The organism is Peribacillus frigoritolerans (assembly GCF_040250305.1).
Lineage (GTDB): Bacteria > Bacillota > Bacilli > Bacillales > DSM-1321 > Peribacillus.
Map to the genome: position 1 here is coordinate 1,995,258 of NZ_CP158190.1, position 21,745 is coordinate 2,017,002.

Genomic DNA, 21,745 nt, shown 5'->3' on the forward strand with positions numbered 1-21,745 from the left:
CAATATCTGGAGGAACAAGGGATTCTATATATCTTATTAAATCCGATATTTCTTATCAGGCAAAGAATACCTGTTTACGAAAGGTAAAAACATACGCAATCGATGCGAACCAGTTGTGTGTGCTGTATTACAAAGGTGAACCTCATAAAATTAGAGTAATTCAGCTTTTAGACCTTAGTAATTTGTTAAGACAACAGGAAATCATAACGAATATGCTTGTGGAAGCTAAACAGAAGAAAGACTGTCTATCCTTTGGATAAGCGTTTTTTAATGAAGTATATTCTTTGTGAACTAGGCATACATTCTTACATGTTCACTAACAGTAAACGTTCCTTAATAGTCTTGGAATAAATACCGGTGAATAGTCCCTTTTGTCGAATTTAGTAGTCAAATAGGAGGGAATGAAGAGAATGAAAATATCAGACGTTGGATTTAAAGGTCAAGTTTTTGGATTTATAAAGTTCACACCTTTTGTGGAAAGGTTTTTATCTGGAGATTTATATATGAATAATTTTAAAAAGTATATTGATATAGAAAATGCTTCAGGAGAAAAAGGTGTAGGAGACAAATTTGAAGCAGCACATGTTTTTACGGAATTAACAATGAATTTCTTTACTCAAGATACCCATGAATTAATAATGTCGGGGCGAACTAAAAAAATGAATTTCAGAAAAAATATAAATGAAAAAAGGCCATTATATTCTATGTTTGCAATTGTTAGCGATATGTTAAAAGTGGTTAAGGAGGATGAAAAATATTACTATACCAAATTTGATTTACCTAATGAACAAATCGATAAAATGATCAGGGAGTTCGGAGATAGCTTAATTTTTGTTACCCCATCGCAATTTATTGACAGAATTACTAGAACACTCAATGAAAAAGGTTATGCTTACAGAGGGGGCTTGGTAAAATATGATGATTATAACATCAATTCCTCAGCTAGGATGAGCTCTTATAAAAATCAAGGGACTGATATTTATTTTTGGAAAGATAAATACTTCGAAAATCAATATGAATATCGCATAGTTCTTACAGATCAAGAAGTTGATGAAGCCTTAATTGTGAACATAGGTGATATTTCAGACATTAGTACTATTTTTAATGCAAATGAATTTTTCAGTGATAAATTTGAAATAAGATTACGAAAGAAAGGAAATCTAAGCATCCATTAAATTGGGTGCTTTTTATTTGCAGGAGGGAAAAAGAAAATATAGAGCTTTTTAATGAAATAAATAGAAGAGTTAAAATAACCGCGAATACTAGGATTATCACTTATAATATTCAAAAGCCCAGCATGATTTTGCTACGTATCTCCATCTTTATATTTATAAAACCTACCCGTGGTAAAGACCTAATTATCTTCTGAACCAAACAGTTCAAACCAATACTAGTGAATTTAAATGAGTTTATTATAATTCTTGTTTTAGTAATTATTCAAAAAAGAGGATGACCAAATCATTCAGATGACTAGTTCGCCCTCTTTGATCTTTTTCTTTATAAAAAGAAGAAGCTAAATAAACAAGATGAATTAGATGTAGGTGGGGAAATATCTTTAATAATTAAATCCTGGACTATTTTTCATATATTTAATTTTTAAACCATTTATGGATCTATTAAGAGAGCGCCGTTCAATAGAGTGCAAAATTCAGCAAAACTACTTTGAATATGCCTTCTTTATTGCATTTATTTTTAACAGCAAATTACTGGAAATCTGATGTAAATTCGTGTAATCTACAAAAGTATGTTTTTTTCCAAATCGTAAAGGGGGACCATAATTGAGTTCAACAAATCGTAAACAGACAACAATTGTTGCTCTTTTGCTTGCGGGTACATTTATTGCGATCTTGAATCAAACATTAATGATTACCGCCATTCCTCCTGTAATGGAGGAGATGAATGTTACGGCAAATAGTGCACAGTGGCTAACAACCGTTTTTATGCTGGTTAATGGGATCATGATCCCTGTTAGCGCGTTTTTACTGGAGCGCTTTACCACCAGACAGCTTTTCCTTTCCGCGATGGGGATTTTTGCTATTGGTACATTGGTAGCGGGGCTAGCTCCAAATTTTGGAATGCTGCTGCTAGGACGGATGATTCAGTCGAGCGGAGCCGGAATTATGCTCCCGTTAATGCAGACAGTCTTCCTAATGATTTTCCCTGTTCATAAACGGGGTGCAGCCATGGGACTGGTCGGGCTGGTCATTTCCTTCGCGCCGGCTATTGGGCCCGCTTTGTCGGGCTGGGTTACGGAGACCTACTCATGGAGGGTGTTATTCTTTATCATACTTCCAATTGCCATTATTGATATCATAGTTGCGTTCTTCGCTTTAAAAAATGTAACAGAAGTTACACGGCCAAAAGTGGATGTGCTTTCGATTATTTTATCTTCCGTAGGTTTCGGTGGATTATTGTATGGATTTACAGCTGCTGGTAATTATGGCTGGACAGACGGGAGTACCATCATATCCCTAGGCATTGGAACAATTTCACTTGTATGGTTTATCAAAAGGCAATTGCGATTGAAGCATCCAATGCTGGAGTTCCGGGTGTTCACGTATTCATTATTCCCGATTGCTATTATTATTGGAGCCATTACCTTTATGGGGCTGATTGGTGCCGAAACGCTCATCCCGCTATTTATGCAAAACATGCGAGGATTTACTGCCTTTGAAGCTGGATTAGCGATACTCCCTGGAGCACTTATTACCGGAATAATGTCACCGTTCATTGGACGTATTTTTGACCGGATTGGGGCCAGGTGGCTGGTTATTGGCGGATTACTCCTCATAACCGCTTCCTCCTTTACTTTTATAGATGTTGGTCCTTCGACAAGTTTTACATTTATTATGCTCATGTACAGTATTCGGATGTTCGGATTAGCCATGGTTATGATGCCTGTTTCAACGGCCGCCTTGAACCAGCTGCCTAAACGGTTAATCGCCCATGGTGCAGCAATGGATAATACGATGAAAATGATTGCCGCATCTGTAGGTACTGCAATACTTGTTACTGTGATGACATCAGCTACCGAAAATGCTCAGCAGCGTCCCGAGATAGTCCATCCTGATATGTATGGCGCGCAAATCTCATTTATTGTCGTCGCTGTACTTTCGTTAATTAGCTTCCTCATTTCTTTTAAAATAAAGGATCAAAAATCAGCAGGAAAAGAGATAGGAGAGAAGAATTAAAGATTTTAATTCGATTTTTTAAGCTTAAAAAGAATCACAATATAGATTTATCTACTTGTGATTCTTTTTAAATTAAATATCCTATTTTCGCCGCCAGACTCGCTTCCCTTATTGAACTCCCTCAGTTTAATACGATTTTCTCGCAAAACCCGCTTATTCTCAGGGTTCCAGTGCGGATTCAGTATCTTTTTTTATTTCATGAGTTACCATGACGAAGGAATGATACGGCATGGGAGGGAAAGCCTCCAGGGGCGGCGTTGTTAAAAGTTAAATTGATGTGAGAATACGGGCTTTTAGTAAATCAATAAAGCCCTTTTTTAACATGTGACCCAAAATGTCTTTGGCTTATAAACCATGACCGCGATAAAACTCCGGCCTTCTGTTGGACAAATAATTCAAAATTCCTTTCGACCGTTCGCTCTCTTCCAAATCAATTTCAACGACAGGCAGTATTTCATTGTTATCTGCCTTGTATATTGTTTTCCCATCCGGCGCGACAACCTGGCTTTCCCCAAAAAAGATGTTATCAATATGCAATCCGACTTTATTTGTAACTGCAGTAAATAGATGGTTTTCAATGGCCCTAGAATGAACAAAAGCATGTTGATATATTTGGTAAGGAACCATATTGGCAGACAAAATAAAGATGATCTCAGCTCCTTGCAGTGCCAGCAAGCGCGCCATTTCAGGAAACTCGAGATCATATGTGATCAATAAACCGAACCTGCCTTCCGGAGCCTCAATCACCACACAGCGGTCTCCTGATGAAAAGTGCTTTTGTTCTTCATGATAAAGATGCGTTTTTCTGTACACATCGACTATCTCTCCGTTTTTATTAATGAAAACAGCCGAGTTATATAGACAATCATCTTGTTTTTCTGGAAATCCAAAGATGACGCCTATCTGATACTCTTTCGCACAGGCACAAATTGCTTGTACGCTTTCTCCTTCGACTGATTCTCCTAACTCTTTGATTTGTTCATTCATAATATAGCCTGTTAAAAACAATTCCGGAAAGAGGACATAATCCGCTTGTTTTTGTTTTGCTTCTTTTATCGTTTCTATAGATCTTTTCAAGTTGTATCCTTTATTCAACAGTTCACACTTTAATTGGGCAAGTGCTATACGAAGTGTCCTGGCCATTTACTTTCCTCCTATAGTTAGATCAATTTTCACTATTATACTTTTTTAGCTTTTTTGAAATCGTTGATTGATCAACATGTAGGTATTGAGCTGTTTTATATGTGTTTTGAAAGACCTGGTAAGTTTGTAAAATCAGATCCTTTTCGAGCGCCTCTTTTGCTTCTTTTAACGAAGAAAAGGAAGCGGAGTTCCGATAGCGATTAGGATTGTAGGTGAAAGCAGGCAGGTTACTTTCCTTACTTTCATCATGTGATGGCGTATCTAAGACTGAAAAATTGGTAACCACAAGCCTTTCTATTGTATTCTCCAGCTCCCTGACATTTCCTGGCCAATCAGCATCCATAAACCCTTCCAACAATTGCTTATCCAACATGTAGTTTCGGTTATATTTCCGATTGAAATTATGCAAGAAATTTTGAGCAAGTTCCGGGATGCTCTCTTTCCTCTCTCTCAAAGGCGGAATAGTTAATGGAATTACGTTTAATCGATAAAATAAATCTTCTCGAAACAGTTGCTTTTGGACTAAAGAGGAAAGGTCTTTATTTGTTGCTGCGATGAGACGGACATCAATCATCTGGAACGTCGTCCCTCCCACTTTCCGAATTCGACTTTCCTGAATAACATCAAGCAATTTAGACTGAACATTCAGCGGTAATTCTGCTATTTCATCAAGAAAAATGGTCCCCTTTTCAGCTGCTTGAAACAAACCTGTTTTCCCTTTATTTTTTCCGCCTGTAAATGTGCCGGCTTCGTATCCAAACAGTTCAGACTCCACCAAATTTTCAGGCAGTGTACTGCAATTGATGGAAATGAAAGGACCTTTATTCCTTGTGCTCTTTTGGTGAATCAGTTTGGCGATCGCACTTTTGCCAACTCCTGATTCTCCCAGCAGCAAGACGGTAGAATTCACATCAGATACCTTTTCAATGATATTAATAATTTTTTGCATGGACGGGGAATTAATAATCAACTCGGAAAAGGGTTGTTTTCGCTGGGAGACCAACAAATTAACGCTCGATAAATTAATAAAGGTAACCAATTTGTTGTTCTTCAAAGGATCATGAAGTGAAAGGGAATGAACGATCACACTTGTCCCCTGAAGAGTTTGAAGAAGCTGAACGTCTTGCTTCAGGTCACATCCTCCAATAAAAAGGTCTTGCCATTTCACATGGGTAAAGTTAATTCCTTCTGCAAGCAGATGGCTGCTTTCATCCAGCACTTTACTCAAATCCCCAAACAACTTGATAATCATCCCCTGATCATTTAGTAAACAGCTAAAACTATTCTTTTGATCCAAAAGTTGCCCACTCCTTTCAATGATGCGAAGATTCATCTTTGATGAAAAAAATCATCGGAATAATAAAGTTTTGCCTATTTTAATGATAAAATTCATCATTTTTCTATTATTAAAGCATTCATCGTTTAATAAATCAATATTTCAATAATTGGCACAATAATTGCAATTAATAAAGTAGAAAGGGTGATTCAAATGAAAATTTCATTAGCACAGTTCAAACCAAAGCTAAAAGATAAACAAGCGAATGTAAAAAAGATAGTAGCCTATATGAAGGAAGCCAAAACAGCAGGGGCCGATGTGATTGTGTTTCCGGAGTTGGCTTTGACAGGTTATCTGTTAAAAGAGGATGTTAGCAAATTTGCGGAAGAGGAGAATGGTCCAAGCATTCGTTCATTACAGGCAGTTTGCAAAGAGTTGTCGCTCGCACTGGTTCTTTCCTTTCCTGAAAGAGAAAATGAGTTTTACTTTATATCAGTTCTCTATATTGATGAATATGGAGTCATTCTCGGAAAGTATAGAAAAACACATTTATTCCATACGGAAACGGACTATTTTTCAAGAGGAACGGAATACCCCGTTTTTTCTACCAAGTTTGGAAAAGTAGGGATGATGATCTGTTATGACCTTGAATTTCCGGAAGTGGCAAGAATTTTACGAACAAGCGGAGCTGAAATTCTCTTTATTACGACAGCCAATATGAAACCATATGAAGAAGCACAATCCATTTTCTTAAAAAGCCGTGCAATTGAAAATGAAATACCTATTGCAATTTGTAACAGACTTGGTAGAGAAGAAGAGTTAGAGTTTTTCGGTAGCAGCATGATCGTTGACCATACAGGCCGAGTGATGGCTGATGCGAAGGATAACGAAGGTATTGTTTCCGCGGCCATTGACTTAAAACCAAAAAAAGATCCCCGGTTAAATTATATTGGCAATGTGAACAAACAAATCTACTCAAAATTGACTGATTTACATCAAACGTCCGCCCGATCTTAATAACGGTCTCATCTAAAAGAACAAGGCTATTTAAACGAAAAGGAGGATTTCAAATGGAAAAGAATCGAGTTTCATTTAAACGAACATTAACTTTGTCGCATGTTATATTATTTGGTCTTGCTTACATGACACCGATGGTTGTCTTTGGGACATACGGAGTGATGGCTGAGCTAACAAAAGGCCTTGTACCTGTTGCGTATATCATTGCTTTAACTGCCATGCTCTTCACTGCTTACAGCTATGGTGAAATGGTGAAAGCCTATCCAGTTTCAGGATCAGCCTATACGTATACAAGGAAATCAATTAGCCCGCAACTCGGCTTTCTTATAGGCTGGTCCGTTTTATTGGATTATTTATTTTTGCCAATGGTAATCTGGCTTATAGGAAGCGTTTACTTGAACGCCGTTTTTCCATCTGTTCCATCTTGGGTATGGATCGTTGCCTTTATTGTTCTCACCACAACAATAAATTTAATAGGAACAAAAGTGATGAAGAATGTAAACCTTTTAATGATGGTTTTTCAATTACTTGTTCTTGTCCTATTTCTGGTTTTGTGTTTCTTGAATATTATCCAAGGCACTGGAGTAGGAACCCTGTTTTCTATGGAGCCATTTATGAGCGGTGAAACATCTTTCTCCCTATTATTTGCAGGAGCTTCTGTTGCCTGCTACTCATTTTTAGGGTTTGATGCAGTTTCCACTCTTTCCGAAGAAACGATTAATCCGAAAAAAACAATTCCAAAAGCAATTTTGCTCATTACGTTTATCGGTGGAGGGATTTTCATCATCTCCTCTTACTTTCTTTACCTTGTTTTTCCCCACTATACTGAATTTCAAAATATTGATTCCGCAGCTTTTGAGATTGCCAAACTAATTGGTGGGAATTTTTTTAGTGCCCTTTTCCTCGCGGGATTAATCATTGCACAATTTGCTTCCGGTTTAACAGCTCAAACAAGTGCGGCTCGTCTTATGCTTGCAATGGGAAGAGATTCTGTTCTTCCAAAAAAGCTTTTCGGATATATTCATCCAGTATTCCGTACACCAGTGTTTAATTTATTTTTCATTGGCTGTATAGCTTTATTAGCCTTGACCTTTGATATAACGACCTCAACTTCTTTTATTAACTTTGGAGCTTTTGCTACTTTTATATTTGTGAATATTTCAGTCATTGCCCATTATTATGTAAAAGGAAAAAAACGCAGAGGGAAACATTTTTTACTTTATTTTCTCTTACCTGGCATCGGTGCTTCCCTTGATATTTGGTTGTTTTTCAACTTGGATAAGAACGCTTTACTACTGGGCAGCCTCTGGGCAACTATCGGTTTTGTTTATTTGCTGTTCTTAACAAACTTTTTTAAAAAGCAACCGCCTGAAATAAATTTTGATGAAGCGGAAGAAGCAGTTTAATTTTTAAATTATGCGTGATAAAAATTTGATTTTATTATAAACTCGTAAAAACTATTAATTCCATATTTCTGTTAATTTTAAGCTAGCCCGAAATGTTTGATTTTAAAAAGGGACTTAAGCTATCTATCTCAAAATAGGAGAGGGTAGAAGTAAATAGTACTTTCAATTTAGATAAAGAAAACAAGATAAGTTAATATAATTTTAAGTTATCGTCTTTAAGTTAATTACTAGGATTCTTGACGACAAAATATTTGAAAAGGTAAACATGATTTTCAAACCTGATTCAACTTTGTATGAAGATTTCCTTGCCAAACCTTATCTGACTGTTCCACTTCACAGTGAGATAGAAAATTTATTGAAGTTCTCCCGTATCCATGATACCTTCAGTTTATAGTGAATGGGTATGGGAGGAATAGGTTTTGAACACGAAGGCATTTATATTGGCATCAATTACAGTTATTATTTGGGGATCTACATTCGCTGCGATTCGTGCAAGCTTGCATGGCGGTTATTCAGCCGGCCATTTGGTACTTGTTCGTTATCTTATAGCATCAGGGATTTTTGTCCTTTATGCTCTATGGCCTGGGGTGAAATTTCGACTCCCGAAAAAAGCGGATTTGTTGAGGATATCGATCCTTGCATTTATTGGTATTAGTATTTACCATATTGGGGTGACATTCGGGGAACAAACAGTTTCGGCTGGAACGGCTGGAATGCTGATTGGTTCAGCACCTGTCTTCATCGCGATCATTGCTGCTTTCGTCTTAAAAGAACGCCTCGGCCTATTCGGATGGATTGGTTTAGGAATAGGGTTCACAGGAATCACCTTAATAACTTTAGGTACTGCAGGCCCTTCCCTGAATATTTCTGAAGGAGCCTTTTTAGTGCTGATGTCGGCTATTGCTTCTGCAGTGTTTTTTGTTTTCCAAAAGCCACTGTTCAGCCGTTATAATCCGATTGAATTGACTGCGTATTTCACATGGATCGGTACAATACCCTTTTTAATATTTATACCTGGGCTATTTCAAGAAATTCAACATGCTACAATGGAAGGTCATTTATCAGCGATTTTTGTTGGTATTTTCCCTGCGGCCATCGGTTATGTAACATGGGCAGTCGCACTATCATTAGGAAAAGCCAGTTCCGTTTCTAGTTTGTTATACCTTGAACCTGTAATTGCCATTTTCGTTGCTTGGGTTTGGCTGCAGGAGGTCCCTAGTACCCTTTCAGTCATTGGCGGCGGAATTGCGATATTAGGGGTTCTTGTTGTTAATGGGTTCGGAAAGTATAAATCAGTGATGAAAAAAGCAGCATGATAGTTGTTTGAAAAATCGTAGCATTTTAAATTCATCGTGAAGAGTGAACGTTTATCCATCAACAAATAGGAGGACACCCAAAAAAGGAATTCACCCAGGTTGATGAGGTCAATCAGATACACCTGGGGAATTGGATTTTTCCGCCTCTCTGAAATTAAATCTTTTTTTAAAGTCCCAATCTAATTTAAATGAATTATTTTCACCTGTTAAAAATTTATAATCGATATAGGATTTTTCTTTTTTGGACATTTCGTCGACAAATGGCGAATAGGTCCGGAATAATAATACATTTTTCTTTTCATCAAATTCTACAAGTCTTAGCCAGCCATTACCCCCTCGATAATTCGTTTGGTAATTGACCAGCATTTGAATGACATCATTTCCTGCCGAGTTTTGTTTTACCCGATGTGCTATCCCATAATAATGTCCATTAACCGTCATGAATACTTGATTATGGTCCTTTACGAGTTCATCCCAAATCAGCCGGCCATTAGAAGATTCGACGGCAATGGTTTTATCATCCTTAATCTTCGGGAATATAATATCATGCGAGACGAGGATTGTCGGTTTATCTTTATGCTGGTCTAGAACTTTTTTTGACCATTCCAGATCCTTATGCAGATTTTTCATATCCACTATCAAGATTAGATATTCATAACTGCCTGCCTTAGCGATTGCATATGAGCTATACCCAGAGGGAGACGAACCCTTATAGTATTTTTTATTCATAAAACGCTGTGGCCCATAATGTGTTAAAAAAGGATCTCCGTCAGCATAGTCATGATTCCCTGCCGCCATCATATATGGAACTTCCTTTTTATCCAAATGGGAAATGGCTCTGAGTGAATTCTGCCATTGTTTTTCTGAATCACTATCGACAATGTCCCCAACAAATGTATTCATGATAATATTGTTCTTCTTGGTGTTATTGGAAATCCAGTTCATTTGGCTATTGAAAATCTCAGGATTTTGGCTTGAATATTTCTGGGTGTCTGGAACGAAAAGGAAATTATAATTCTTCTTATTCGATAGAATGGGGAAGGATTTGTTTGATCCTTCAAAAGGTGCATCGTCACGAGCATCCTGTACAAGCCATTCTTTTTCAGTTAAAGCCTTATTAGCAATTCGTATTTGCTGGATATTCCCTTTGAATAGTGCATTAAACTTATTTCCCCACTCAGATGCTCCGATGTTCCAGCCTTTCCCTATAACTGCTGCAATACCGATTACTTTTTCCGATTTTCCGTAATCACTGACGCCATTCAAAGTCAGAGTCGTCGTGTTACCATCATTAACAACCGCCAAATGGTACCATTCATCAGCATTTAATGATCGAGACCAATTGCTTACATTATAATTTAAATTAGATGGATGGCTTGTCCAGTGGATTTTTTGATCACTGGATACAGTTAAAGCAGAAAGGATTTTCTTCTCGCCTTCCATTTTATTAAGATCTGCTGCCTGTCCTTGTCTAGAAAAAAGCCCCATGACATTCTTGGAATCGCTTGGCATCTTAAATACCGTTTCAATGGTAAAACCCTTATTGAAATTCTCCGAATTGATAGGTGCATCCTTTTTGGTCTTGAAATATCTTCCTGCAGGGGCGTTTTCGTAATTAGCGAACTCCAAGCTATCAACTTCATCTTGAGCATAATAATCTTCTTCGGACCATTGAATCATATTTTTTAATTCGGGTGATGCAGGGTCTCCTATCGTCACTAACTCTAAATCATTTCCATGTTTGCTTGTATCTTCTATAATTAAATTACCTTTATCGATTGAACCGCTTTTAACATGTTGTTTTGTGAATTTCCAATTTGCCACGATATTGCTTCGTTTATTTTCAGCAATGGAATCAGCCGATTTGGCAATACCAGGAACAATCATACATAAGAGTGAGAGACCTATTAATGCTTTTTTCATTCTCATAAAACATTCACCCCATTACATTTTGATTAAGCGATATACATTTATCCTTTTTACTACCTGGATTAATTTTTAGCGTACTAAGCCAAGGTAGATTCCGTACAGCTGCAATATGGTATAGTTTGCTTATCTTCTCGTTAACTTATTAAGGATGAGTAAAAAAGTCTTACTCCTAAAAAAGACATTAGGAGATAAGACCTAAAGCGAACGATTTAACTTATTGAGATCAAGATATAGACCACAAAGAGATCAATACGACGCACAACGGAGATGTAGGATAAAAAAGCAGTGTGTTAGTATTAGGACAGTGATTCATCAAGAAAATGAGGTGAAAAAAATGGTGAGAAGGAGATAGTTGCCTCCTGTAATAGATGTGGTATGAATCTTAGGAGGCTATCTTGATAATAGGAGATGTTTGAATATGAAACAAAACAAATATGATGATGCAAATTTCTTTTCTGCGTATGAGCAGATGCCACGATCAGTCAAAGGACTTGAAGCTGCCGGAGAATGGCATGTATTAAAAGAGCTAATGCCAAATCTGCATAATAAGAGGGTACTTGATTTGGGCTGCGGTTTCGGCTGGCATTGCCGATTTGCCCGAGAGCAACATGCCAGTTCCGTCGTTGGTGTGGATATTTCTGACAATATGCTTCAAAGAGCACGTGAGAAAACGGATGACCCTTGTATTTCATATATTAAAATGCCAATTGAAGACATCGATTTTTCCGGCTCTGAATTTGATGTGGTTATCAGTTCATTGGCTTTTCATTACATTGAGTCATATGAGGCGATCTGCAAAAAGGTGCATGATTGTTTAAAGCCCGGAGGCACCTTTGTTTTCTCGGTTGAACATCCAATCTTTACTTCTCGCAACGAACAAGCCTGGTATGACGATGATCACGGAAATCATCTGCATTGGCCAGTTGACAACTATCAATCCGAAGGTGTGAGAGAAACAACCTTCTTAACCGAAGACGTAGTAAAGTATCATCGTACGATTTCAACATATATGAATGACTTAATTTGTGCTGGTTTCAGCATTAAAGCAGTAAAGGAACCGATGCCTTCTGATGAAATGTTAAAAAGTGTTCCTGAAATGAAAGATGAAAATCGAAGGCCCATGTTTTTAATCATTTCAGCAGTAAAGGAAACAAATAATTCTATTAATGAAGGAATCAAATAAACGAAAAAAAGGCGTTTCTACGAAAGTTGGGACGCCTTTTTATTTACTATCATAATTTTTTATACAATTAAGCGTTGAATATCGACTTTAAATAGGTAATGATTAAATAGTTAAATAAGAAAATGGGAGTTTGGAGGAGGGAAATTGGATGGAGAAGGTATTTCCGGTTATTGAAACCAAACGATTGATATTAAGGGAAGTAACACTGGAAGATGCGGGTGACATGTTCAAATATCTATCTGATACAGATGTGGTGAAGCCAATGGGGTTAGATCCATTTGAGACAGTAAATGATGTATGGGATGAAATTAAATGGTACGAATCTATATTCGAAAAAGGTTCGGGAATTAGATTGGGAATTACATTAAAAGATTCCGGTAAGGTTATAGGAAGTTGTGGTTTTCTGAATATGGTAACCAAACACCATCGTGCTGAAATTGGATATGAATTAAGTAAAGATCATTGGGGAATAGGCATTGCGAGTGAAGCATTGGAAGCCGTTGTTATGTATGGTTATCGCCACTTTCAGCTGGAAAGGATTGAAGCTTTAATTGAACCTGATAATCACTTATCCCAAAAACTAGTGGAAAAACATGGATTTAGAAGAGAAGGACTTCTTAGGCATTATGAATTTACCCGTGGCAAATTCAATGATTTATATATGTACTCACTCATAAAAGAGGATTTAGTGACCTTCTAATTCATTGTGAAGACCGCTTAAAAAGCGGTCTCTGTTTGTAGACAAAGTGGGTTTCGGAATGCTCGCACACGAAGCTCTTTTACGATTTTACTGAGGGAATGATTACTAATTTTTAAGGGAATTTTAGCGGTCTCTTGCTGAAGACAAACTCAATAGAAAGCTAGTTTGACTTCAGTTTAAAAAACGTTCTACCCGCAAGCGTCTTTGGTATCTGCCAGTTACTCACCAGGAGTATGGTAAATTTCTTCAATTTAATAAGTGTTTCATAAAACAGTAAAAATCAATAATGGAAATTAGTCTTGAACATGGTTTGGGATGAACAGCCTAAAGTGAAAAAAAATCTAGTTGATTGGAACGGAAGGAGCGAGACTCCTGCGGGAAAAGCGAGTCCAAGGGAGACCCCACAGGCGCAAAGAGCGCCGAGGAGGCTCCCGGACCGCCCGCGGAAAGCGAGTGCCTGGAATGGAAATCAACGTTCAAATTTACAAACTCTCAAAAAAGTAAAAGCGGTCTTTTTTTTATAGCTGAAAATTCATAAATTTCAGTTTCCTTATTTGTTGGTATAATCTCTTTCAACCTTACAAATTCGGGTAGTGTATGACGAGTACCAATCTTTCATACCTTTTTCTTGTGCCTTTTTGTGAGCGGCATTTTCCTTCCAAAGCTTAATGGCATCCAAGGACTTCCAATAGGATACGGTAATTCCTAACCCGTTTTGATCTCTTACGCTTTCGACTCCTAAATAGCCATCTTGTTGAGCGGCAAGTTCATCCATGAATTCAGCGGTTGAATTATAGCTTGCGGCATCCTTATCGCTTCTTTGGGAAGTGAAAATACAAGCGTAATAGGGCGGTTCGGGAGTATTTGCAAAAAACATGAAATGATGCCTCCTTTTAACTTAATATTCAAAATAATATCATACCGGCAAGAACATGGATAGATGCCCGGTAAAGCGGGTACTCAGCAAAGAAAACAAGGAGGTAAGAAGCAGTATATATCACTGACTTGGAATTCTACGGAAGGGATTTTATTCTAATTCACGAATATATATTACTTTGACGGTTTTACAAAAAAAGGAGATGGTTTTGTGTGCGGGATTTGTTAGCAAACATATAGAAAGAGATGCATTTTTACCGAAACAACGCGATATTCTTTTGGAAAATGCATTAAAAGATTTATCGGCAGATCCTGATGTTTTGGCTATTTACATAGCCGGTTCATTAGCAAAAGGAAACGATGATAACTACTCGGATATAGATTTGCACACTATTGTTATTCCAAAACGTAAAGCAGATTTTTTAAAGGAAAAAAGGAATAGAGCCAATAACTGGGGAAATGTTTCATTTCACGAAGACTACAATCCTTCTTCACCGTATATCGTCACTCATTATAATACCTTTGTGAAAGTGGATAGCTGGTATCATGCACCTGAGGAAATTGTTCCCTCCATCTGGTTAAAAGAGGTAGAAGTCATCTATGATCCTTTTAATATAATGAGTCCTGTTATTAAGGAATCGGCAAAGAAAGTGTATAAACCTACACCGGATGAAGTTGAGCATTGGAGAGGAAAGCTGCTTGCTTTTGTCCATGAAACCTACAGGGCCGTTATGAGAAGAGAAATGTTATATGCACTATCCAATCTTGATAGGATACGGTGGCTGATTGTGTCTGGGTGGTATATGGAAATGGAAGAACATGTAGATGTACCCTATGGAGTATGGACAAAAATAGAGGGCAATAGAAGTAAATTAGCTGAAAAGCAATCATCACTGCTGGAAAGTTGGGATTGTGGCCGTAATTCAAATGAAATTATTAAAACGATGAGACGTATGATCCCAGAATTCTTTAGACTAAATAAATACCTATGTACCCAAGTGGGTGTCGAAACAAATGAAGACCTTATCAAAAGAATATTGGATATGGCTATCTGATGCCTTTTACAAAAGATTATGGAACATTGTTGTTCGTGTGAATTATGTAATCAGTTATGGAGGGATGCTAAGTGGCAGAATTGGTATATCATGTAGCCGTTTCACTTGATAATTTCATTGCCGACCAAGCAATGTTGGAAGGGGATATCAATCATTCTTTTTTCTTATTTGAAGGAGATCATGTCCCGGACTTTTTATCCGATATCCAGCAATATGAAGCGGTGTTGATGGGAAGTAAAACATATGAATTTGGATTTCAATTCGGAGCTAAACCGGGTGAACCAGGTTATAAGGGTTTGAAACATTATATATTCTCGAGCTCCCTTCAGTTTGAATCGAATGAAGAGGTAGAACTTATCGAAGGAGATGCCGTTGCGTTTATAGAAAACCTCAAACAGCAAAGTGACGGAAAGCTATGGCTTTGCGGGGGCGGAGAACTGGCTGGAACGTTATTAAAACATAAACTCATTGATCAATTGGTGCTGAAAGTGAATCCAGTCATAATCGGTGAAGGCATCCCTCTTTTCGGCAGCGTTAAGCCAAGTCTAAAATTGGATTTAGTTGAAATGAAACAATATTCAAACGGTGTGATTAAACCGACATATAATATTATTTATACTTAGGGCTGCGCTGGCGCAGCTTTTTTAATGCAAATCAATGAACAATAAAAGGTGAATTTTTCTTTTTTGAAAATTCACAATGAAAATTAATTAGAAATTTATTTTTAACATATATCCTTTCAATATAACTTGAAAGGAGTTTTCTATATGAGAAAAATGTTGAAAGTATCAAAGAATATATTTTTCACCTTCATTGCTATTATCTTATTTGTAGTATTAGCTGTTTTTATTTACCATAATTATCAAAAGGGCAAGGAATCATCATTAATTAGCGTAGGAACATCCGTTGATTTTAATAACAAAGAAATTAATGTATATACGGAAGGAAGCGGGGAGGATACATACGTTTTTATGTCCGGTTCCGGAATTGCTGCTCCCGTTTATGAATTGAAAGGATTATATAGTAAGTTTGCAAAAGAAAATAAGATTGCAGTCATTGAAAGAGCAGGATATGGATACAGTGATGTTTTTCATGATGATAGGGATATTGATGTAATATTGGAACAAAGCAGGAAATCGTTAATGGAAAGTGGGAATAAACCTCCTTATATTTTGGTTCCACACTCAGTTTCAGGTATTGAAGCTATTTACTGGGCACAAAAATACCCAAGCGAAGTAAAGGGAATTATTGCTTTGGATATTGGTCTACCGCACCAATATGTAACTCATAAAATGGGCATGGTTGATTCATTGACAGTAAGAGGAGTGAATATTTTAACGAAAATGGGTTTGCACCGTCTTGTTCCTTCTGCTGTTTATAATCCCGAAGTGATCCGGCAATCATTCTTGACTGACCATGAAAAAGAAATGTATAAAGCACTATCATATAAACAGTTTTTTAATGATGATATGGAGGAAGAGCTTTTGCAGAGTTACAATAATGGTGAAAAATCAGTTAATTTGCCGATTCCAAAAGAAACACCCATTTTATTTTTAGATGCGATTGCCGATGAAAATAAAAATTCGAAATATACCAAACAAAAAAATGAAGATTATGAGGAGTTTGCAGAGAAACTATTAAAAGCGGATGTAATAAAACTGAAAGGGACGCACAGCATTTATCTATACGTGCCAGATGAAATATATGATCTAGCCATGGAATTTATCAAATGAATATAGAAAGGCCCTGTTATGAAAAGATATAATATTTTAATTGTTGAAGATGATTTAATGATTGGTGATTTATTGAAAAAAATTTTGCAGCGCGAAGAGTATAATGTATGTTGGATGAAAGAAGGAAAAGATATTATCGATATAATCCATGAGATGGATTTAGTCATTATGGATGTTATGCTGCCAGGAGATGATGGCTATCAAATTACAAAGAAAGTAAAAAGTCTAGGATTGAATATTCCGGTTATTTTTCTATCCGCCCGAAATGATATGGATAGCAAACTACAAGGTTTGACAATTGGTGAGGATTATATGACTAAGCCTTTTGATCCCAGGGAGCTATTACTAAGAATGCAGAAATTGCTGGAAAATCAATATGGTACTTTCACGCAAATTAAACATTTATATATTGATGCCGAACATAAAAAGGTATTCAATAATGCCTTGCATAATGAAGTGGTTTTTACTGCGATAGAGCGTAAAATATTTTTCTATTTATATGAAAATAGGAATCGGATTTTAACGAAAGAACATTTCTTTGAATATTTATGGCAGCTCGAAGATAGGAATCAAAATATCATTAATGTGCATATAAAAAAAGTCAGAACAAAAATCAATGATAACACCGGAGAGATCATCCAAAATATATATGGAGAAGGGTATAGATTGAATACCTATATAAAGAAATGAAATTAAAGAAAAAATACCAGCTATTGTTATTTATTGCCGTTATTAGCGTGCCATTTATATTGCTGTTAATCAGTATCCTTATGTCACTAATTTATGATATGGCCTTTAAATCCAATAATAGTGACATTCCTTTTCATGAATCTTTTGCATATCCTACAATGCTGGGAGTATTTATTTTATCACTATTATTGTTAGCCTTCTTATTTTCCAAATCTATTAACTCGCTATTAAATAAAATAAATATATTGAATGAAACCATCAGGAATTTAGCCAGTGATGAGGAGATTCCGAATAAATTAGAGGTAAATAGCAATGATGAACTCGGAAAATTAACTGAATCGGTGAACTTACTAATTGAAAGAACGACCTATCGGGAATTGGAACTAAAGCAACAAGGAGAAATGAAAAAGGAACTCTTAAATAAATTAAGACATGACATCAATACACCTTTAACAGCAGTAAGATTACAATTATTCTATTTAGAAGGTCAATATTCGGATCAAGCTCCACTATTACAATCACTATATCAACAAATCAATTATATTTCCGAATTAACAAATGAGTATAATATTCAATCCATAAATACGCTTGATAATTCTTATATCTTAAATGACGAAGTGAATATGCACGATTTAATAGAAATGATGGTTAAAAAATGGGCCTATTTGTATAACATGCATGGTATTGAATTAATATATCATCCTTTAAATGGAGAGTTGGAATGGATGAGTAATGACTTGTGGCTCCAAAGGTTATTCGATAACGTTTTCCAAAATGTATTGAACCATTCGAAGGCTGATAAACTTGTGATAACCATTGAAAATAATGTGGTCAGTATCAAGGATAATGGAATTGGTTTCGATATCGATAGTAGTAAGGGGCTTGGCTTAAAAATAATCGAGGATATAGCTAAGACACTTCATATAAAATATAATTTGCAATCAAATGAAAGCGGAACGTTATTTTGTTTTACTGTCGAAAATACGATATGAATCTCGTTGAACTCAGTTATTTTCCGGGGATGACATCCGGGAATTTTTTCAGGGGACTCATCATCAATATCATTCTTTTCAGATAGTTTGCCTTATGCAACATAGTTATCTATCACTTACTTATATAAAGCGATACAAAAAGGTTGCTATAGACCCACCCATTTTTAAGTTGATATGATATTCAGGTACTTAATTGTGGGGGGAAGTTGAATGGAAGAACAAAAATATAATGACCTCAAATTAGGCGAACGTGGAGCAATCATTAGTATAATTGCTTATATTTGTCTATCAATCTTGAAGCTGGCTATCGGATACATAAGCGACTCAGCGGCCTTGAAAGCGGATGGTTTGAATAACACGACTGATATTATTGCGTCCATTGCCGTACTGATCGGTTTAAGGCTAGCTCAAAGACCCCCCGATAAAGATCATGGTTATGGTCATTGGAAAAGTGAAACGATTGCATCGATGGTAGCATCATTTATCATGTTTGCTGTTGGTGTACAAGTATTGATAGATGCAGTTGGTTCCATGCTTAAAGGTGGAAAGGAATCACCTGACATTATTGCCGGGTATGTGGGTGTTTTATCAGCAATAGCCATGTATTTTGTATACCGATATAATAAAAAGCTTGCTATGAAAATTAACAGTAAAGCCGTTATGGCAGCTTCGAAAGATAATATTTCCGATGCTTGGGTAAGTATCGGAACAGCTATAGGGATTTTCGGCTCCCAATTTAACATGCCTTGGCTGGATCCCCTTACTGCAGTCATTGTTGGATTATTAATATGCAAAACAGCCTGGGATATATTCATTCAAGCCTCGCATGAACTTTCTGACGGATTTGATGAAAATAAAATTCAGCTATATAAGGATGTAATTACAAATGTCGATGGAGTCAAGGGGATAAAAGAAATTAAAGGGAGAAATTACGGGAATAATGAAGTGATTGATGTTGTGATCCTTGTCAATTCTACCTTGGATATTAAAGAAGCACATGATATAGCGACACATGTAGAAAAAGTGATGATGAAAGATCATGGAGTGTATGATGTTCATGTCCATGTAGAGCCCAATTAATTTTCTCTTTTTATGAATTAACTAAAAAGGGGTATAAATCTGCTTTACAAACATATGATTAATATGCAATCATTAATTCATTACATTGGAAGGAATAGGTACCTTATACAATGAAGCAGTAATCTTATCAAATAAACAGTAAATCTAAATCAATTTCAATGGGTGTTATCGGTTAGATATTTTCAATGAAAATACGCGTCACTTTGTTTGCTTACTGGTTTTATCGGTAAGTCAAGTGATTTAACTTTTTCATTTGAACAAGAATCTTTTTAGATACCCATGTGAGATTTTTAATGATTATGTTTAGAGATGGGATACGTCTGTTCGTTATAGGTACTAATTCATATACAACTACTTTTTCTGTTATCAAAGCAGATGAGGTATATTTGGTTTATGTATATTAATTTAGTAGCAGGCGATCTCTCTCTAGAAAAATGGAGGGGGATTTTTTTATGTTATTTTTAAAAGCGAATGATTTAAAGAAAAGCTACGGGAGCCGTGAAGTTCTTTCCGTCGATACACTTCATCTTTACAGTCATGACCGTATTGGTTTGGTTGGCAGGAATGGAGAAGGTAAAACGACCCTGCTTTCTATACTTGCGGGAGTGAGGGAACCCGATTCCGGTCATATCGAGAGCTATGGAACAGTCAGCTATATCCCGCAAATAGAAGAAACTGAACAAGAAATAAGCGGTATATTAACGAGCATATGGAAACTGCCAGATGAAAATCAAGAAATCATAAGCGGCGGTGAACGTACTCGAAGAAAAATCGCCGCAGCTCTGTCTTCCAATGCGGATGTATTGATCGCGGATGAACCTACGAGTCATTTGGATATATCCGGAATTGAACAATTGGAAAAGGATTTAAAATCTTTTAATGGCGCTATTTTGCTTACTTCACATGATAAAGCATTCCTGAATCATCTGTGTACAACAATATGGGAAGTTGAGCAAGGCAAGGTAACTGTATATGAAGGGAATTACGAAGCTTATATCAAACAAAAGCAAGCAAAAACAGAAAAGGAAAATAAGCAATATGAAGAGTATACCCGTGAAAAGAACCGGTTGAAACAGGCTGCACAAAACCTCCAAGCCAAATCCGATTCAATTAGGAAAGCTCCTAAACGAATGGGTAATTCAGAAGCAAGGCTGCATAAACGGAGCTCCGGGAAACAGAAGGCGAAATTGAACCGTTCTGCCGAAGCGATCGAAACTCGGATCGAAAAATTAGCAAAAAAAGAAAAACCGAGGGAAGATCCTCCTATCATTTTTGATATTTCAGAATTTCCATCTTTGCATAGCAAAAGGGTCATTCGATTTAATGGCTGTTCCCTGAAAGTTGGCTCAAGGGTGCTGAAGCAACATATTTTTGGAGATGTCAAACTAGCTTGCAGACTCGCCATCAATGGTCAAAATGGTTCAGGAAAAACGACATTATTGAAAAAGATAGTGGAAAGGCACCCAGATTTATATGTCGCGAAGCCGGCAAAGATTGGATTTTTTGCACAACAACAAGAAAATTTGAATGAAAGTAAAACGGTTCTTGAAAATATATTGGAGGACAGTCCCTACAATCAGGCTTTTATTCGGACGCTATTATCACGATTAGCTTTTAAAGGAAATGACGTTCACAAACAAGTATCACTTTTAAGCGGTGGGGAAAGAGTCAGGGCTTCCCTAGCAAAAGTTTTTTTGGGAAACTATAATGTACTGGTTTTGGATGAACCTACAAATTACCTGGATATTCATACTAAAGACGCTCTAACCGAAGTATTAAAAGCATATCCAGGAACCATCGTTTTTGTAACTCATGATCGTTCATTGATCCAATCGCTTGCAACGCATTCACTTTCATTTGAAGATGAACCTCCGAGAGTAAGTGCCATCAATCAGGAAGCAACAAAATCGTCCAAACGTAAGGATGATCATCAAGATAAACAGGCTGAACTTCTTATGATTGAAGTGCAAATCATCGAGACACTTGGGAAACTGTCCAGTGTTGTGAATGAAGAGGAAAAGGAGGAATTGGATAGGGAATACCTTCAACTCTTGAACAAGAAAAAGGAACTTGAAGATTAAGTGCAAACCATAAAAGGCCCTTCTCAATTGAGAGGGGCCTTTTGATTGATAAAGAGCGGTCAAAGTAGAGAGAGTTA

18 protein-coding genes are annotated in these 21,745 nt (G+C 36.6%); 14 read left to right on the forward strand and 4 right to left on the reverse strand.

Annotated elements, in window-relative coordinates:
* Positions 1-410 precede the first annotated feature (410 nt).
* On the forward strand, positions 411-1,175 hold the full coding sequence (locus ABOA58_RS09885) for a hypothetical protein (RefSeq protein WP_350302132.1): 765 nt from the start codon (positions 411-413) through the stop codon (positions 1,173-1,175).
* Positions 1,176-1,778: 603 nt separating this feature from the next.
* Positions 1,779-3,191, forward strand: a complete 1,413-nt coding sequence (locus tag ABOA58_RS09890; protein WP_350302133.1) for a DHA2 family efflux MFS transporter permease subunit — start codon at positions 1,779-1,781, stop codon at positions 3,189-3,191.
* 345 nt (positions 3,192-3,536) lie between these two features.
* On the opposite strand, the gene ABOA58_RS09895 is transcribed toward ABOA58_RS09890, so the two are convergent.
* Together ABOA58_RS09895 and ABOA58_RS09900 are read right to left on the reverse strand one after the other, a co-directional pair.
* A complete protein-coding gene (locus ABOA58_RS09895; RefSeq protein WP_350302134.1) occupies positions 3,537-4,334 on the reverse strand; it encodes a carbon-nitrogen hydrolase family protein in 798 nt (265 codons plus the stop codon).
* Positions 4,335-4,356: 22 nt separating this feature from the next.
* Positions 4,357-5,631 (reverse strand): sigma-54 interaction domain-containing protein, encoded by a 1,275-nt coding sequence (locus ABOA58_RS09900; RefSeq protein WP_350302135.1) that lies wholly within the window; start codon positions 5,629-5,631, stop codon positions 4,357-4,359.
* A 192-nt stretch (positions 5,632-5,823) separates the two neighbouring features.
* Between ABOA58_RS09900 and ABOA58_RS09905 the strand changes: the two genes are divergently transcribed.
* From ABOA58_RS09905 to ABOA58_RS09915, 3 genes are all read left to right on the forward strand, one after another.
* Positions 5,824-6,627, forward strand: coding sequence for a carbon-nitrogen hydrolase family protein (locus tag ABOA58_RS09905; RefSeq protein ID WP_350302136.1), 804 nt, complete (start codon positions 5,824-5,826; stop codon positions 6,625-6,627).
* Positions 6,628-6,680: 53 nt separating this feature from the next.
* Positions 6,681-8,033 (forward strand): APC family permease, encoded by a 1,353-nt coding sequence (locus tag ABOA58_RS09910; RefSeq protein WP_350302137.1) that lies wholly within the window; start codon positions 6,681-6,683, stop codon positions 8,031-8,033.
* Positions 8,034-8,452: 419 nt separating this feature from the next.
* Entirely contained in the window at positions 8,453-9,349 is an 897-nt protein-coding gene (locus ABOA58_RS09915) for a DMT family transporter (protein ID WP_350302138.1), read from the forward strand.
* Positions 9,350-9,457: 108 nt separating this feature from the next.
* Here the strand turns inward: ABOA58_RS09915 and ABOA58_RS09920 are convergent, their stop codons facing one another.
* The gene (locus ABOA58_RS09920; protein WP_350302139.1) at positions 9,458-11,278 is read right to left on the reverse strand and encodes a LamG-like jellyroll fold domain-containing protein; all 1,821 of its coding nucleotides are present in this window, start codon (positions 11,276-11,278) and stop codon (positions 9,458-9,460) included.
* Positions 11,279-11,696: 418 nt separating this feature from the next.
* Here ABOA58_RS09920 and ABOA58_RS09925 point away from each other — a divergent pair, with 418 nt between their 5' ends.
* Positions 11,697-12,461: a class I SAM-dependent methyltransferase gene (locus ABOA58_RS09925; RefSeq protein WP_350302140.1), complete on the forward strand. Its 765-nt coding sequence runs from the start codon at positions 11,697-11,699 to the stop codon at positions 12,459-12,461.
* A gap of 148 nt (positions 12,462-12,609) precedes the next feature.
* Positions 12,610-13,161: a GNAT family N-acetyltransferase gene (locus tag ABOA58_RS09930; protein ID WP_350302141.1), complete on the forward strand. Its 552-nt coding sequence runs from the start codon at positions 12,610-12,612 to the stop codon at positions 13,159-13,161.
* A gap of 550 nt (positions 13,162-13,711) precedes the next feature.
* Here the strand turns inward: ABOA58_RS09930 and ABOA58_RS09935 are convergent.
* Complete coding sequence (locus ABOA58_RS09935) at positions 13,712-14,038, reverse strand: antibiotic biosynthesis monooxygenase family protein (RefSeq protein ID WP_350302142.1); 327 nt, start codon at positions 14,036-14,038, stop codon at positions 13,712-13,714.
* A gap of 208 nt (positions 14,039-14,246) precedes the next feature.
* Here ABOA58_RS09935 and ABOA58_RS09940 point away from each other — a divergent pair, with 208 nt between their 5' ends.
* From ABOA58_RS09940 to abc-f, 7 genes are all read left to right on the forward strand, one after another.
* Positions 14,247-15,092 carry a nucleotidyltransferase domain-containing protein gene (locus ABOA58_RS09940; RefSeq protein ID WP_350302143.1) on the forward strand — a complete coding sequence of 282 codons (846 nt, stop codon included), beginning with the start codon at positions 14,247-14,249 and terminating at the stop codon, positions 15,090-15,092.
* A 71-nt stretch (positions 15,093-15,163) separates the two neighbouring features.
* Complete coding sequence (locus tag ABOA58_RS09945; protein WP_350302144.1) at positions 15,164-15,715, forward strand: dihydrofolate reductase family protein; 552 nt, start codon at positions 15,164-15,166, stop codon at positions 15,713-15,715.
* A gap of 144 nt (positions 15,716-15,859) precedes the next feature.
* Positions 15,860-16,825, forward strand: a complete 966-nt coding sequence (locus ABOA58_RS09950) for an alpha/beta fold hydrolase (RefSeq protein WP_350302145.1) — start codon at positions 15,860-15,862, stop codon at positions 16,823-16,825.
* A gap of 18 nt (positions 16,826-16,843) precedes the next feature.
* Complete coding sequence (locus tag ABOA58_RS09955; RefSeq protein WP_350302146.1) at positions 16,844-17,515, forward strand: response regulator transcription factor; 672 nt, start codon at positions 16,844-16,846, stop codon at positions 17,513-17,515.
* Positions 17,512-18,507 (forward strand): sensor histidine kinase, encoded by a 996-nt coding sequence (locus ABOA58_RS09960; protein WP_350302147.1) that lies wholly within the window; start codon positions 17,512-17,514, stop codon positions 18,505-18,507. Before ABOA58_RS09955 ends, ABOA58_RS09960 begins: the two co-directional genes overlap by 4 nt.
* 210 nt (positions 18,508-18,717) lie before the next feature.
* A complete protein-coding gene (locus ABOA58_RS09965) occupies positions 18,718-19,587 on the forward strand; it encodes a cation diffusion facilitator family transporter (RefSeq protein WP_350302148.1) in 870 nt (289 codons plus the stop codon).
* 452 nt (positions 19,588-20,039) lie between these two features.
* Positions 20,040-21,668: a ribosomal protection-like ABC-F family protein gene (gene abc-f, locus ABOA58_RS09970; RefSeq protein ID WP_350302149.1), complete on the forward strand. Its 1,629-nt coding sequence runs from the start codon at positions 20,040-20,042 to the stop codon at positions 21,666-21,668.
* Positions 21,669-21,745 lie beyond the last annotated feature (77 nt).

What these genes read in the sequence shown, in the direction of transcription:
- ABOA58_RS09885 (WP_350302132.1), top strand. Translation starts at nt 411, where the DNA reads ATGAAAATATCAGACGTTGGATTTAAAGGTCAAGTTTTTGGATTTATA.
- ABOA58_RS09905 (WP_350302136.1), top strand. Translation starts at nt 5,824, where the DNA reads ATGAAAATTTCATTAGCACAGTTCAAACCAAAGCTAAAAGATAAACAA.
- ABOA58_RS09920 (WP_350302139.1), bottom strand. Translation starts at nt 11,278, where the DNA reads ATGAGAATGAAAAAAGCATTAATAGGTCTCTCACTCTTATGTATGATT.
- abc-f (WP_350302149.1), top strand. Translation starts at nt 20,040, where the DNA reads ATGTTATTTTTAAAAGCGAATGATTTAAAGAAAAGCTACGGGAGCCGT.
- ABOA58_RS09960 (WP_350302147.1), top strand. Translation starts at nt 17,512, where the DNA reads ATGAAATTAAAGAAAAAATACCAGCTATTGTTATTTATTGCCGTTATT.
- ABOA58_RS09955 (WP_350302146.1), top strand. Translation starts at nt 16,844, where the DNA reads ATGAAAAGATATAATATTTTAATTGTTGAAGATGATTTAATGATTGGT.
- ABOA58_RS09935 (WP_350302142.1), bottom strand. Translation starts at nt 14,038, where the DNA reads ATGTTTTTTGCAAATACTCCCGAACCGCCCTATTACGCTTGTATTTTC.
- ABOA58_RS09965 (WP_350302148.1), top strand. Translation starts at nt 18,718, where the DNA reads ATGGAAGAACAAAAATATAATGACCTCAAATTAGGCGAACGTGGAGCA.
- ABOA58_RS09950 (WP_350302145.1), top strand. Translation starts at nt 15,860, where the DNA reads ATGAGAAAAATGTTGAAAGTATCAAAGAATATATTTTTCACCTTCATT.
- ABOA58_RS09925 (WP_350302140.1), top strand. Translation starts at nt 11,697, where the DNA reads ATGAAACAAAACAAATATGATGATGCAAATTTCTTTTCTGCGTATGAG.
- ABOA58_RS09930 (WP_350302141.1), top strand. Translation starts at nt 12,610, where the DNA reads ATGGAGAAGGTATTTCCGGTTATTGAAACCAAACGATTGATATTAAGG.
- ABOA58_RS09910 (WP_350302137.1), top strand. Translation starts at nt 6,681, where the DNA reads ATGGAAAAGAATCGAGTTTCATTTAAACGAACATTAACTTTGTCGCAT.
- ABOA58_RS09895 (WP_350302134.1), bottom strand. Translation starts at nt 4,334, where the DNA reads ATGGCCAGGACACTTCGTATAGCACTTGCCCAATTAAAGTGTGAACTG.